A 12753-nucleotide genomic window follows, 5' to 3' on the forward strand; every position below is an offset into this window, starting at 1 on the left:
TTATTTAGTATTTAAAGGTGTTTGTAACAATTCAATCCCTTTGATGATCTCTTGTTTTGCTTCTTCATCACTTTCCCGCTCAAGGGCTTTTTCGAGTTCTGAAAGCTGCTGACCATCGCCAATTTTACCGATTGCCCAAGCAGCCGTGCCTCGAATGACCGGTCTTGGATCTTTATGCATCAGGTCAACCAAATCTGGCAAAGCAGATGTATCTTTAAAGTGAGCAAGTGCCAAAATGGCATTCCGCTGAATAGGCTTTTTCCCTCGCCATGATCCAGAAACATGACCATACTTCTCTTTAAACTCACGATTGCTGATTGTCAGCAGTGGCTTTAAGAGCGGCTTTGCAATTTCAGGGTCCGGCTCCATTTCAGGATGTAGATGAAAGTCTTTCCCTTTATTAATTGGGCAGACCGTTTGGCACGTATCACATCCATACAACCGATTTCCTATTTTCGAGCGAAATTCGTCAGGTAAAAACCCTTTTGTCTGTGTTAAAAACGAAATACACCTTTGAGAATTGAGCTGGCCTGGATTCACAAGAGCACCCGTTGGGCATGAATCCACACATTTATTACAAGTTCCGCACTGGTCTTCTATTTTCTCATCCGGTTCAAATGGAACATTTGTAATCATCTCAGCCAAATAGACATAAGATCCGAACTCAGGTGTGATAATCATACAGTTCTTTGCACTAAAGCCAATGCCAGCACGTTCGGCTACAGCACGGTCAGACAATTCACCTGTGTCCACCATTGATTTTGTCCGTATATCTTCGTGTTTACTGCGCAAAAATTCTTCAAGCATGTCGAGCTTTTTTTTCAGCACAACATGATAATCAGTTCCCCATGAAGCCCTGCAAAAAATCCCTCTTCTTGCATCCTTTGTACTTCGGGGAGCATCTTTCATTTTAGAAGGATATGCGAGCGCAATGGCGACAATTGATTTTGCTTTTGGAAGCAGCAAAGCAGGATTTGTTCGTTTTTCGATATCAGGCTCTTCAAAACCGGACAAATACCCTAACGATTCATGTAAGATGAGGCGATCCTTTAATGAATCAAATGTATCAGCACTCGCAAATCGAATTTTATCGACACCAATTTCGTTCGCATATTGAATTAATTCTTCTTTTAATTGTCCAACATGAATCACCTTGCAAACCTCCTTTCTTTGTTTCTTCAGTTGTTTTCAGTATAATACGAGTGTATCATGACCGATTGGAGTGAGTCACTGTGAAGATACAAATGGAAATCTCCCAACCTCAAAGCCAGTCTATCCATGTTGGACAGATTGAATATTCACATATTGAGATAGGAAAATCCCCTCAAATGTTAAAAGGCCGACTGCGTCTGTTTCAAGAATCTTTGTTTTTTGAATATGAGGATCAAACTTTGGAAGAAGTACCAGCGATCAAAGAATGGACGAATCTTCTAGAAGGTATCCCCTTTCTTCCGCTTCTTGCTGATATTCAAAAAGAACAATTTATTGACTCGACCAATTCCGTACAGGATTTGTCGATATTTTTTTCATTAAAATATTTCTTGCCTATCCTTACATTAGATGCCGATCAATTGAAAGGGCCCCTTTCATTATCCAAAAATGAAACTGGTCATATTGAATGGCAGGATGGCGCAGAGCTTAAAGGGTTATTTTCTCAAGCAAATAAAGCTCAAATTTCTCAAGACACAAAAAGCATTCTTCAAATCATTCTCTTCCCACCATCTATTTCCCGGGAAAAGAGTGAGGCACTTATACAATCCTTGACGAAGATGTTTATACAAATACATGGTGGAGAAAGTGAATATGAACTCATTGAAAAAGCACTGTAGGTCACAGTGCTTTTTACATTATACTGACATAATAAAAAACGCAACACTTCGTTTATCTATGAAACGAAATACTGCGTTATAAACAAAATTATGTATTGGAGCGGGTGATGAGAATCGAACTCACGACATCAGCTTGGAAGGCTGAGGTTTTACCACTAAACTACACCCGCATCAATCTTTTAAAGAGAACGTCATTGCGTTGACTTTTATTATGTTACAACTTTCTTAACAATTCGTCAAGAGAATATGAAGATTTTTCGTCAAAAAATTTCATATTCTCCATATATATTACGATAGTTATTTGTCTAGTTGCAAATACACCAAATAAGCCTGCTTTACATCTTTTAATTCCTCTTTCAGATTCTTTTCAGAACCTGTTAAACCAGAAAACTCATGGTTCATTCCAGTTGTGATGGTAGTAGAAATTACTTTTTTCTCTCCAGGAGACATGTGAAAAAGATCTGAAGCTGATATCGTTGTGTTTCCTCCCACGTCCTGTTTGAAATCCATGCTAGTCGAGAGTTTCGTTAGTTCGCTTTGCTCTTTATCTTTCCATAAGCTATACGTTACTTTTAACAGATCATCTTTTTCATCTTCTAGCTGATAGATAAAATTCACACTGTTATCGACGCCATTTTGATGAAGGTCAATGGTGATTTTTTTTGTATCTTCTTTTAATAATTGTCCATCTTTGTAATGCATACCGATCAAGGATACACTTTTATTACTGCCTTTTAGTCCTTTCACTGTCATCGCTTCAAACGGCTTATCTGATAATGCTTCAAAAAGACTTTTTTCATTTTTTGTTAGTTTCATAGGTTCGACAGTTACTTCATCGTGAGTTGCTGTTTCCTTATTTTTCTCTGTTGCAGGTTTTTCTGAGACCGTTTTCTCTGTCGTTGTTGTTTCTGCAGCCTTCTCGCCGCATCCTGCTAATAGAAAAACAGTAAATAAAAGAATGCTCCATTTCTTAATCATTGATATCCCCTTTTATACATTTATTTTTTATCATACTAAAATTTGGTTTAATATACAAAAAAAGATTAGGAGAATTCTCCTAATCTTTCGCTTTTTTCTGTTTCATGGCTGATAGGAATGCCACAATGAGAAAACTGACAGCAAAAATGACAACCATATAAATAAAAAAGTTTGGTTTGATTTGGAACGTAAATGCAGACGAACCTTCCATCTCAAAAGCAAGACTGTTAAATAATAATTCATTATTTGTTTTTGATTGAAATAAGTGATAGAACAGAACACCAATGGTCAGCATCGGAAAACCTAAGAAACCTAGGAAACTACCAACAATTGCACCTTGTTTCATTGCCTGAACGTTCATGATCGTTGTCCTCCCATTCCACCAAGCAATAACTGCTTCATAATAGACTTACCATCCCCCATAAACGGAAGAAGGTAGAGCAATTGAATAAAATACGTGATTGAAAAAATGAAAAACCCTGTCGAAATTGGATTTTCTTTTAGAAATAAAACAGTCACAATGATTCCGACTGCGCCAATGAGCCCCGGCAAAAGCGGACCAAGCAGTGTAATCCACACCTGTTTTTTCTGAAAAGGGTCTAAAACAGGCCTCACAAATTTCACAGACATCATATCGCTCGCAAAAAAGCCTTGAGGACCATCCCGGCCGGCGAACTTCCGATGTGCAAACCCATGTGCCGCCTCATGCAAGGCAGTTCCAGTAATTAATCCAAAATAAATAATCGTAAAATAAATGGCAATGGCTGCAATCGATGGATCAGGAATAAATAAAAAGGCAATTCCCGCCATGATCATAAAGAGCACCCAGAAAAAGATGATTTTGCGCGTCACCATCAGCAGAGCCGTACCCAATATGTGAAGAAATGAATGACCCGTGCAGTCAAACCGCTCTTTCATCTTTACTTGATACTGCTTAAAAAATTGACAGAAGGCTGTGACAGTCCGATATGGCGATTGATAATGAATCGACAGCAAGTGATGCTGATTCAGCCCCATCATCAATTGATAAAAATCGCGGGCAATCACAGACTCATCGACCTGAAACAAATCGGCGAGCTCTGCCGTAATACTCGCCTCTGTCCTTTGACCATCCACTTTCGTTAACATATGATATGCACTTTCGTTAATTGGAAGTGAGCTTCCGTACTGCGTATCAGTCAAATGCCTTTTTTGTAAAGTCACATATGGCGCAAGTGCCGGCACCCGCTCAATCTTTAGCTTATTGTTAAGAAGTTGAATCATGTGAATACCTCCATGAAAAACCTTTATATATGGCAAAGATGAGCAGACATTCAAATCCTGCCACAAGCAGCCACTGAAGCATTTGACTCGATTCCCCTATCACATAGTTTCCAATAAATACAATCGGAATCATGATTAAAATAAGCGCTCCAAACGAGAAAATACCTGTGTAAGGATTATTTCGATCAAGGGGTAATAAAATACCTACCACATAAAAGAGAGCCGTTGCATTACACAAGACAGCAGCGCCAATCAACACGATCCAGATCTGATCCGGGAGCGTCAGTGTTGTGATCATAAATAAAACAATTTGGATCACACCAACGAGCAAAAGCCCGAGGAACTTATAAAGTGCCACTTCCCACGGCCTTAGACCAAACGTTTTATACATCCCAAGCATACGTTTGTCATTGCCGAATGAATTAAAAGCTGTTAACCCAGCTAGCGCACATAAGACAAAATAAGCTTCTCCTTCAAAGCGGAAGGCAAACTGATAACGGACAAATAAAATGACAATAAGGAGAATGAGAAAGTTTAAAATATTTTCTTCATTTCTCACTTGTGACTTTATTTCCTTTACAATGAGTGACCACTTTTTCGAAGATGAAAATGGCAGTTTGTGCAGAAAGGTTAACGCTTTTTTCTCAGCCATAATTGGCATTAAAGCAAGAGAAATAAATGCGCCTCCCGCAGATAATAGGATGAAGAGGATCAACATCGCATAATTCACCCCGTCAGGAGACATCCCTTGTGCCGCTAAGAAAAACGGTGCTATAAAATACATCAAATGATAATCAAACTGTACATATGATTGCTGTATTTGATTGATGTCGAAATGTGTCATTCCATACGCTACAACTAGCGCTAATAAAACAAATATCGCTGCAAATTTTTGCAACGGTAATTTTAATTTTAGTACGAGTAAATAAGTCACGTTGTAAATGAGCTGAAGCAGTGTTAAGACAAAGAGCGATTGCAACAGCACCATCAAAAAGAACGTAAGAATAAAGAAAATACCGATCCCTTGTGCAATAAAATTAGGTAAAAGCAAGATCCCGATGAAAAATAAAACAAGCCCTGTCACGACTGTCACCATCGGAATGAAGTAACCAAGACTTTTTTGAAAGGTAGACAGCGGAAACCAGCTGAGCTGCATAGAAAAACGATCTTGTTCAGGTGTTCTGACTTTGATCAGCACAAATAACAAGCTTGTAAAAATGGATGCATTGATTGCCATCGACACAACCAACAACCCAAGTGAACGTTCATCTCCATTTAAGAAAGCCTTCATAAAGACACCCGTAAAACTGTATCCGATGATGGCTCCCATTGTGACTGCAAACAAAAAGAATAAGACCACAATGATTCGCTTCGTTTGAGTATCAAAGAGCTTATACATCTCCTGCTGCCACATTTTAAGCATCATTTTAGAAATGATTAATGATTTCATCAAAATGTGCACCCCTATCACTTAACATTGAAGCTTTCAGAAACACCTGTTCCAATGTGCTTGATTGATACTTTTCTTTTAAGGCTGAAACCGTCCCTTCATCCATTTTATTTCCTTTAGAAATAATGGCGATCTTGTGGCACAGCTCTTCCGCTGAAAGCATATCATGCGTTGAAAGCAAGATTGCACCATGGTGCTCGGCATAACGTTTCATTAGTTTCTTTGTGTTTATAACCGCTTCAATATCAAGTCCTCTAAAGGGCTCATCCATGATCACTAATTGACTCTCAAGCATAAAGGCAGCAATCAGCTGTGTCTTTTTTTTCATTCCATGGGAATAGGTTTCAATCGGTCTTGATAAAGCTGATTCCATATCAAACAATTCAATTAGTTGATTTCTTCTTTGAATTGTTTTACATTCATACATAGAAGAAACGAAATCTAAATATTCAGCACCAGTCAATGCTTCAGGGAGCAGCAGATCATCTGGAACATAGGCGACTTGTTTTTTAAAGGATGGATCATCATTTGTGACGTCCTTGATATGAATGGTTCCTTCTGTATGCTTAATGATGCCGAGTACACAGTTAATCATCGTTGTTTTACCGGATCCATTTGGTCCAGCCACAGCAACGATTTGATGAGGGGCAATTTTTAAATGAAAATCATTGACAGCAGTCACGTTATTTTTATACGTCTTGGTTAAATTCTCGATCGTAAACATATAACCTCCAAGTGTCTGCATATTCTTTAAAAACAGATCAGGCTAAACCGCCCGCCACAGACGGTTTAGCCCTGGTGTCTTATCTAAGAAGTAAAAAGATGAATCCTAAGTATAGCTACTTACATTCAATTTGGACTTTTAAGCCACTTTCCCACTGAACGGCTCCTGTAAAGCTACCCTTGCCGTTTGCTAAACACCAAACTGCTGCTCCTAGAACAACTGTTGCTCCCAATCCAAGAAGGACAGCAACAAATACTAAGAACCAAGCTTGGTCCATAATAGCAGGTTCCATAGTGGAATAGTCAACTTGCGGCGCTGCATAAGTCATACTTTTCACCTCCCAGCTTATGATGATCGTATCATAGGCGTCACACTCCAAACATCAACAGAAGATCCCATTTTTGACCGAACATATTTTCGTGTAAAATGTGACTTTTTATTCAATTGTTCATGTTCAACTGTATAAATTCTCCCTTTTTTACTATTTTTCACCACAACATAAGAACCAACAAACCCATATATTGGCAATAAACCCATCTTTTTTCTGCCTTTTTTCAAATAGTTCATTTTCTTCATCTCTTCTATTTAATCTTTCATTTTTTTGAGATAGAAAGAATTCCCCCGATATATCAGATATAAAAGTCCTAATTATATGTCGTTAACACATCAAATACGACATATTAACTGATAATTCCGACAAAAGAGTGAGCATATTTTCCTTCTTCTCTTGTCTCTTAAAATATGTATATACAAGAAATCCTGTTGGGAAAAAAGCCCTTGCCTTCTTCCACAGCACATATCATTTTACTTGCATCTCTTTCTATAAAAAAAGCAAAGCAGCCCGACACAAGTATGACTGCTTTGCTTTCATTTATGAGGAACTTGCAGCAGAGGCTGTATCAGGAAAGTAATTGTTCCCAATAATTTCACCAGCAGGAACGTGTGGTCCTGCATCACCATTTCTTTTAAATGGGAGAAGCGGGAAAACAAGTTCTGCTAAATAATAAGATTCTTCTAAATGCGGATAACCAGAAAAGATAAATGTATCAATACCTAGAGACTGATATTCTATTATACGTTCTGCTACTGTATGCGGGTCCCCGACGAGCGCTGTTCCTGCCCCGCCTCTAACTAAGCCAATGCCTGCCCAAAGATTAGGGCTAATTTCAAGCTTCTCTTTATTCCCTTGATGTAATTCAACCATTCGTTTTTGCCCTACTGAGTCCATCCCTTGTAAAGTCTTTTGCGCCTCATCAATAGTCTCTTGATCTAAATGACGAATCAGATGTTCCGCTGCCTGCCAAGCTTCATCTTCCGTTTCTCTCACGATCACATGAAGTCGAATACCAAACCTCACCGTTCTTCCTTCCTTTTCAGCCTGCTTTTTCACTTGTGCGATTTTCTCTTTTACTTGTGCAGGCGGCTCGCCCCAAGTTAAATAAACATCTGTATGTTTTGCAGCGGCTTGAATGCCTGCTTCTGATGATCCTCCAAAAAAAACGGGTGGATGTGGTGTTTGAGCTGGTGGAAATAGCAGACGTCCATTTTGTGCTTGCAGATGCTTCCCTTGAAACTGAACATTCTCTCCTTTCAATAACCGCTTCCAGATGGTCAAAAATTCTTCTGTTGCCTCATAGCGTTCATCATGAGAAATGAATAGCCCGTCTCCTTCAAGTTCTTCTTTACTTCCTCCCGCTACAACATTGATCAGCAGTCTCCCGCCTGAAAGCCGATCAAATGTGGAGGTCATTCTAGCAGCAACAGACGGCTGCATCAACCCTGGCCGAAGAGCCACAAGAAACTTTAAATGAGTTGTTTCTGCAGCTAAAGCGGTCGCTGTCAGCCATGGATCTTCACAAGATCTACCAGTAGGCAGCAAGACCCCTGTGTACCCAAGCTGATCGGCAGCTTGAGCAATTTGTTTAAAATACGGATAGTCTGCCTGTCTTGCCCCTTTCGATGATCCTAAATAACGCCCATCCCCATGCGTTGGAATAAACCATAGAATATTCATCATATCGCCTCCTATTATTTTCCACCTTGATAACTTGTGCGCCATTTGAGTAGTCGCTTTTCTAACAGCCGTACAAATGAATCAGTCATCTTACCAACTACCGCAAAGATGATAATCCCTACAAACACTTTATCCGTTTGCGAGAATTGTCTTGCATCCATAATCATGTAGCCGACTCCACTACTCGACCCCATCAATTCAGCCACCACTAAACCAAGCCAGGCAATGCCTAATGAAAGCCTCACGCCCAGAAGAATATGAGGAAGGGCAGCAGGTAAAATGAGCTTTGTGATATTTTGATACAGATTAAACTCTAAAGCGCGAGCCACATCGAACAGCTTGTTATCTACACTGCGAATTCCTAGAAAGGTATTGATATAGATCGGAAAAAAAGCCCCAAGTGCAATCAATAAAATTTTCGCTGATTCATCAAAACCAAACCAAAGAATAAATAAAGGAGTCACCGCTAAATGAGGAACTGTTCTCAGCATTTGCAAGGTCGGATCTACATACTGCTCGGTTTTCCTAGAAAAACCGACACACAAACCCATCGCAAGTCCTAAACCTCCCCCAAGTAAAAACCCGCATATTGCTCTGTAGAGACTGATGTAAATATGGCCAAACAGCTCACCGGAACGAATCAACTCACGAAAAGATTCCGCAATGACAGTGGGTGCAGGTAGTACAGTAGAAGAAACGATTTGGGAAGCAGCAGCTCCCTGCCAAATCGCAATGAGTAAAGCAGGTAATACAAGTCCTTTTAACATGATGAAGGATGAAGCTTTTCTCCTTTTTTTCTTCATTCGCTCGGTTTTAGTCACAAGGGCTGGGTTAGATGCAGCTTTCATCAATTCTTCTCCTCTTTCAGCATTTTTTCAATAAACGAATTATCTACCACCTGATTGACATCAATCTTCCGCTGTATCGCCTTTGTTTGATATTGAAAATCAGCTGTATGCTGCTGGGCGTTTATGATCTTCTTAGAAATGGGCTCATTGAGCGGCTCTGTATTGTTTAATACTTGTGTCACCACCTTCTGATCTAATTGTTTCAAACGAGCATAAAGTGTAATGGCTTCCTGTTGATGATCTTTCTGCCATTTCACCGCTTTGTCATATACTTTTAAAAATTGCACCACTAGTTCAGGGTACTCATCGGCAAACTTGGTTCTGACAAGTGTGAATCCAGGTGAATATAAATCGGTCGCTTCTCCATTAACCAGTAGCTTTGCTCCCTTTTCTATCGTTTCAAGTGATAAGAACGGCTCCCAGATCGACCAAGCATCAACTGACCCATTTTCAAACGCAGATATTGCCTCATCCGGCTGAAGCTGAATGATCTGGACATCCTTTGCAGATAAACCTGCCTGATCTAATACTTTGTATAAAAAGTCAAAACCACTGCTTCCTTTGGCAACGGCGATTTTTTTCCCTTTTAAATCTTCTACTTTTTGAATCTCACTGTTCTTATTCACTAAAATCCCATTCGCCTTTAACCCATCCTGAGATAAACCAATTTCCTTAAAATCAATACCTGCTGCCTGACCAGCTATAACAGGTGAATTACCAACCTGTGAAAAATCTAATTGATTGGCGGCGAGCCCTTCGAATTGGGGAGGACCACTTTGGAACTCCACCCACTTGACTTTCATACCTTCTTTTTCAAATGATTGCTCAAACCACCCTTTTTCCTTTGCTAAAAGAAGTGGGCTTAGACTTTGCTGAATCCCAATCCGAACCTCTTTCGGCTTGTCTTCTGATCCATTCGCTGCTTGACCACACCCAGCTAATACAAGGAGGATACCCAGAAAGAGAACGATCCTTTTTTGCCTTTTCATTCGATTTGACCTCCTTAAATTCCTGAGCCATTCGTCAGTAACAGCTCATCTGTTTTCTCAAATTCTGAAAGCACCTTTTGTCTTAAGCTCTGAAAAGCTGTTGACGTTCTATTCCTCGGGAATGGTAAGTTCACGGGAAGGATTTTATGAATTCGGCCGGGTCTTGCTTGTAACAGCACAATTTCATTGGCTAAATAAATGGATTCGTCAATATCATGAGTGATAAGCACCATCGTTGTTCTTTTCTCCTGCCAAATATCCAGCAGCACATCCTGTAAGTGTTTCCGTGTAAATGCATCTAGCGCACCAAAAGGTTCATCAAGCAATAAAATCTCCGGATCACGCAGGAGTGCTCTTGCAATAGCAACACGTTGTGACATCCCGCCTGAAAGCTCATGTGGATAGGCGTGTTCAAAGCCTTTTAACCGAACAATGTCAATTAATTCATCCACTTTGCGGCGAACAGCTGCTTGTTTTAAATTGAAATTGGCAGCGATATTTTCTTCGACCGTCAACCATGGAAATAAGCGATGCTCTTGAAAAATAAAGCCCTGTTTCATTCCTGGTTCTGTCACACGCCTTTCTCCTATCACGATCTGCCCATCATAATCTGTATCAAGCCCTCCAATCATCTTCAGCAATGTACTTTTCCCGCAACCGCTCGGACCAATCACCGTCACGAATTCACCAGGAACGATGGTGAGCCTTACGTTTTCAAGCACTTGAATGGTTTGTTTGTCTTTCCAAAAAGACTTATCCACAATATCAATGGAAATAGTCAATGCAAGTTCACTCCTCTTGTCATCAGATAGATACACAGAAAGGCCCTTATCCCAAAAGAGAGATAAGAGCCTTCGTTTTGTCCGATCAGCTTTTCATATTGAGTTGTTAGCACCATCCTAAATCATATTATTCCTATAAATAAACTACATTTTATAAAATGGTTATTTCGACCTTGTATGCTTTTCATCAATACGATCGTAAATGGCTTCTATTCGTTCTTGATTGCTGTAAATCTCATATTTGTTACGCTCAATCAAAATGTCTAATGTGATATCCATATGTTTTCTGTATTTTTTTCGTTTTTTCTTTTTCTCCATCTTCAACTTCCCTCCTGATTAAAATAAAAAAGGCCCTTCACTCATGCCTGAGTGAACGAGCCTTCGGTTGACCGATCAGCGATTCTTGTTGGTATTTTCAGTATGCTTATGTTAATACATACTATTCCGACATGTCAACTATATTTATTGTTTTTTCAGATTTATCTAAAAAATGATTGACCGGGCAGTAAACAAGATTTATAGTCTTATTAAATATTTCTTATTAAAGTAGTTGGTTTTATCTAACAAAAGGAGGATACACACATGTCAGAAGAACTTCAATTTCGTTTAGAAACAAAAGCAATACACGCAGGTCAAGAACTGGATTCAGCCACCTATTCAAGAGCTGTACCTATTTACCAAACAAGCTCTTTCGGTTTTAGAGATAGTGAGCATGCGGCGAATTTATTTGGCCTTCAGGAACCCGGTAATATTTATTCACGTATTATGAACCCGACAAATGATGTGTTTGAAAAACGGATCGCTGAGCTTGAAGGTGGAATTGGTGCACTTGCTGTCTCCTCAGGACAAGCAGCGACCACTTACTCCATTTTAAACATTGCAGGAGCTGGTGACGAAATCGTATCCTCCAGCAGTCTGTATGGCGGCACATATAATTTATTTGCTCATACATTAAAAAAGCTCGGAATTACAGTGAAATTTGTGGATTCCTCAAACCTTGAAGAACTTGAAGCAGCCATTACAGATAAAACAAAAGCCGTGTATGCAGAGAGCATCGGAAATCCAAAAGGCGACATTTTACATATTGAAGCCGTATCAGCCATTGCACACAAGCACCATATCCCTCTAATTGTGGATAACACACTTGCCAGCCCTTATTTGTTAAGACCGATTGAATTTGGCGCAGACATTGTCGTCCATTCAGCGACGAAATTCATCGGCGGCCATGGCACATCCATTGGCGGAGTCATCGTCGACAGCGGCAAGTTTCCTTGGAGTGATAGTGATAAGTTCAAAGGACTGACGGAACCAGACCCTAGCTATCATGGTCTGACGTATACGGAAGCGATTGGCGAAGCAGCTTATATCACAAAAGCACGTGTACAGCTCTTACGTGATCTAGGGGCGGCTTTATCACCATTCAACTCATTTTTACTCTTGCAAGGCTTAGAAACATTGCATCTTCGCCTTGAACGCCACAGTGAAAATGCATTGAAGACAGCACAATTTTTACAAGATCATCCTCTTGTAGAATGGGTCAGCTATCCAGGTCTTGAAGGCCATGAATCCTTTGAGCTGGCTCAAACTTATTTACCAAAAGGACAAGGCGCCATCCTCACATTCGGCATTAAAGGTGGCAAAGACGCAGGAAAAAAACTCATTGATTCGGTTCAGCTTTTCTCACATCTTGCAAACGTAGGCGACTCTAAGTCACTCATCATCCACCCTGCCAGCACAACGCATCAGCAATTAAGTGAAGCAGAGCAAAAAGCCACAGGGGTGACACCAGAACTTATTCGTTTATCTGTTGGAACAGAAGCGATTGAAGATATTCTGGCAGATCTAGAACAGGCGATTTCAAAAAGCCAGTCTTAAC

The 12753-nt window shown here is 39.9% G+C and carries 15 protein-coding genes and 1 tRNA gene; 2 read left to right on the forward strand and 14 right to left on the reverse strand.

All coding sequences use genetic code 11. From position 1 onward, the window contains the following. Positions 1-1149 carry a tRNA epoxyqueuosine(34) reductase QueG gene (gene queG, locus FXF70_RS12015; protein ID WP_026050065.1) on the reverse strand — a complete coding sequence of 383 codons (1149 nt, stop codon included), beginning with the start codon at positions 1147-1149 and terminating at the stop codon, positions 1-3. 83 nt (positions 1150-1232) lie between these two features. On the opposite strand from queG, the gene FXF70_RS12020 reads away from it, so the two are divergent. After that, positions 1233-1829, forward strand: a complete 597-nt coding sequence (locus FXF70_RS12020; RefSeq protein WP_148780303.1) for a hypothetical protein — start codon at positions 1233-1235, stop codon at positions 1827-1829. 96 nt (positions 1830-1925) lie between these two features. Here FXF70_RS12020 and FXF70_RS12025 read toward each other — a convergent pair. The 13 genes from FXF70_RS12025 to FXF70_RS12085 form a co-directional block, all read right to left on the reverse strand. Next, a tRNA-Gly gene (locus FXF70_RS12025) sits at positions 1926-1999 on the reverse strand. A 127-nt stretch (positions 2000-2126) separates the two neighbouring features. Next, positions 2127-2807 carry a hypothetical protein gene (locus tag FXF70_RS12030; protein ID WP_148780304.1) on the reverse strand — a complete coding sequence of 227 codons (681 nt, stop codon included), beginning with the start codon at positions 2805-2807 and terminating at the stop codon, positions 2127-2129. Positions 2808-2886: 79 nt separating this feature from the next. Continuing rightward, entirely contained in the window at positions 2887-3168 is a 282-nt protein-coding gene (locus FXF70_RS12035; RefSeq protein WP_008349089.1) for a hypothetical protein, read from the reverse strand. Next, positions 3165-4070 carry a PqqD family protein gene (locus FXF70_RS12040; RefSeq protein WP_019743967.1) on the reverse strand — a complete coding sequence of 302 codons (906 nt, stop codon included), beginning with the start codon at positions 4068-4070 and terminating at the stop codon, positions 3165-3167. The genes FXF70_RS12035 and FXF70_RS12040 overlap by 4 nt, the downstream gene beginning before the upstream one ends. Beyond that, positions 4054-5520 carry a hypothetical protein gene (locus FXF70_RS12045; RefSeq protein ID WP_148780305.1) on the reverse strand — a complete coding sequence of 489 codons (1467 nt, stop codon included), beginning with the start codon at positions 5518-5520 and terminating at the stop codon, positions 4054-4056. Before FXF70_RS12045 ends, FXF70_RS12040 begins: the two co-directional genes overlap by 17 nt. After that, positions 5498-6244 carry an ABC transporter ATP-binding protein gene (locus tag FXF70_RS12050; protein WP_008349096.1) on the reverse strand — a complete coding sequence of 249 codons (747 nt, stop codon included), beginning with the start codon at positions 6242-6244 and terminating at the stop codon, positions 5498-5500. Before FXF70_RS12050 ends, FXF70_RS12045 begins: the two co-directional genes overlap by 23 nt. Before the next feature lie 115 nt (positions 6245-6359). Next, complete coding sequence (locus FXF70_RS12055) at positions 6360-6572, reverse strand: hypothetical protein (RefSeq protein ID WP_003211695.1); 213 nt, start codon at positions 6570-6572, stop codon at positions 6360-6362. A 17-nt stretch (positions 6573-6589) separates the two neighbouring features. Then, positions 6590-6811 (reverse strand): hypothetical protein, encoded by a 222-nt coding sequence (locus FXF70_RS12060; protein ID WP_148780306.1) that lies wholly within the window; start codon positions 6809-6811, stop codon positions 6590-6592. Positions 6812-7115: 304 nt separating this feature from the next. Beyond that, the gene (ssuD, locus tag FXF70_RS12065) at positions 7116-8258 is read right to left on the reverse strand and encodes an FMNH2-dependent alkanesulfonate monooxygenase (RefSeq protein WP_035392606.1); all 1143 of its coding nucleotides are present in this window, start codon (positions 8256-8258) and stop codon (positions 7116-7118) included. A gap of 14 nt (positions 8259-8272) precedes the next feature. After that, complete coding sequence (locus FXF70_RS12070; RefSeq protein ID WP_262368836.1) at positions 8273-9061, reverse strand: ABC transporter permease; 789 nt, start codon at positions 9059-9061, stop codon at positions 8273-8275. A 44-nt stretch (positions 9062-9105) separates the two neighbouring features. Further along, positions 9106-10095: an aliphatic sulfonate ABC transporter substrate-binding protein gene (locus FXF70_RS12075; protein ID WP_046527432.1), complete on the reverse strand. Its 990-nt coding sequence runs from the start codon at positions 10093-10095 to the stop codon at positions 9106-9108. A gap of 14 nt (positions 10096-10109) precedes the next feature. After that, positions 10110-10877: an ABC transporter ATP-binding protein gene (locus FXF70_RS12080; protein ID WP_148780308.1), complete on the reverse strand. Its 768-nt coding sequence runs from the start codon at positions 10875-10877 to the stop codon at positions 10110-10112. A 162-nt stretch (positions 10878-11039) separates the two neighbouring features. Next, entirely contained in the window at positions 11040-11195 is a 156-nt protein-coding gene (locus tag FXF70_RS12085) for an FbpB family small basic protein (RefSeq protein WP_008349111.1), read from the reverse strand. 264 nt (positions 11196-11459) lie between these two features. On the opposite strand from FXF70_RS12085, the gene FXF70_RS12090 reads away from it, so the two are divergent. Then, positions 11460-12752, forward strand: coding sequence for a homocysteine synthase (locus tag FXF70_RS12090; protein WP_008349114.1), 1293 nt, complete (start codon positions 11460-11462; stop codon positions 12750-12752). Position 12753 lies beyond the last annotated feature (1 nt).

The organism is Bacillus sp. Y3 (genome assembly GCF_008123875.1).
Taxonomy (GTDB): Bacteria; Bacillota; Bacilli; order Bacillales; family Bacillaceae; genus Bacillus; species Bacillus altitudinis.

Coding starts and splice junctions, on each gene's coding strand:
- ssuD (WP_035392606.1), bottom strand. CDS start 8,258: ATGAATATTCTATGGTTTATTCCAACGCATGGGGATGGGCGTTATTTA.
- FXF70_RS12070 (WP_262368836.1), bottom strand. CDS start 9,061: ATGAAGAAAAAAAGGAGAAAAGCTTCATCCTTCATCATGTTAAAAGGA.
- FXF70_RS12045 (WP_148780305.1), bottom strand. CDS start 5,520: ATGAAATCATTAATCATTTCTAAAATGATGCTTAAAATGTGGCAGCAG.
- FXF70_RS12055 (WP_003211695.1), bottom strand. CDS start 6,572: ATGACTTATGCAGCGCCGCAAGTTGACTATTCCACTATGGAACCTGCT.
- FXF70_RS12035 (WP_008349089.1), bottom strand. CDS start 3,168: ATGAACGTTCAGGCAATGAAACAAGGTGCAATTGTTGGTAGTTTCCTA.
- FXF70_RS12050 (WP_008349096.1), bottom strand. CDS start 6,244: ATGTTTACGATCGAGAATTTAACCAAGACGTATAAAAATAACGTGACT.
- FXF70_RS12085 (WP_008349111.1), bottom strand. CDS start 11,195: ATGGAGAAAAAGAAAAAACGAAAAAAATACAGAAAACATATGGATATC.
- FXF70_RS12030 (WP_148780304.1), bottom strand. CDS start 2,807: ATGATTAAGAAATGGAGCATTCTTTTATTTACTGTTTTTCTATTAGCA.
- FXF70_RS12040 (WP_019743967.1), bottom strand. CDS start 4,070: ATGATTCAACTTCTTAACAATAAGCTAAAGATTGAGCGGGTGCCGGCA.
- FXF70_RS12075 (WP_046527432.1), bottom strand. CDS start 10,095: ATGAAAAGGCAAAAAAGGATCGTTCTCTTTCTGGGTATCCTCCTTGTA.
- FXF70_RS12090 (WP_008349114.1), top strand. CDS start 11,460: ATGTCAGAAGAACTTCAATTTCGTTTAGAAACAAAAGCAATACACGCA.
- FXF70_RS12060 (WP_148780306.1), bottom strand. CDS start 6,811: ATGAACTATTTGAAAAAAGGCAGAAAAAAGATGGGTTTATTGCCAATA.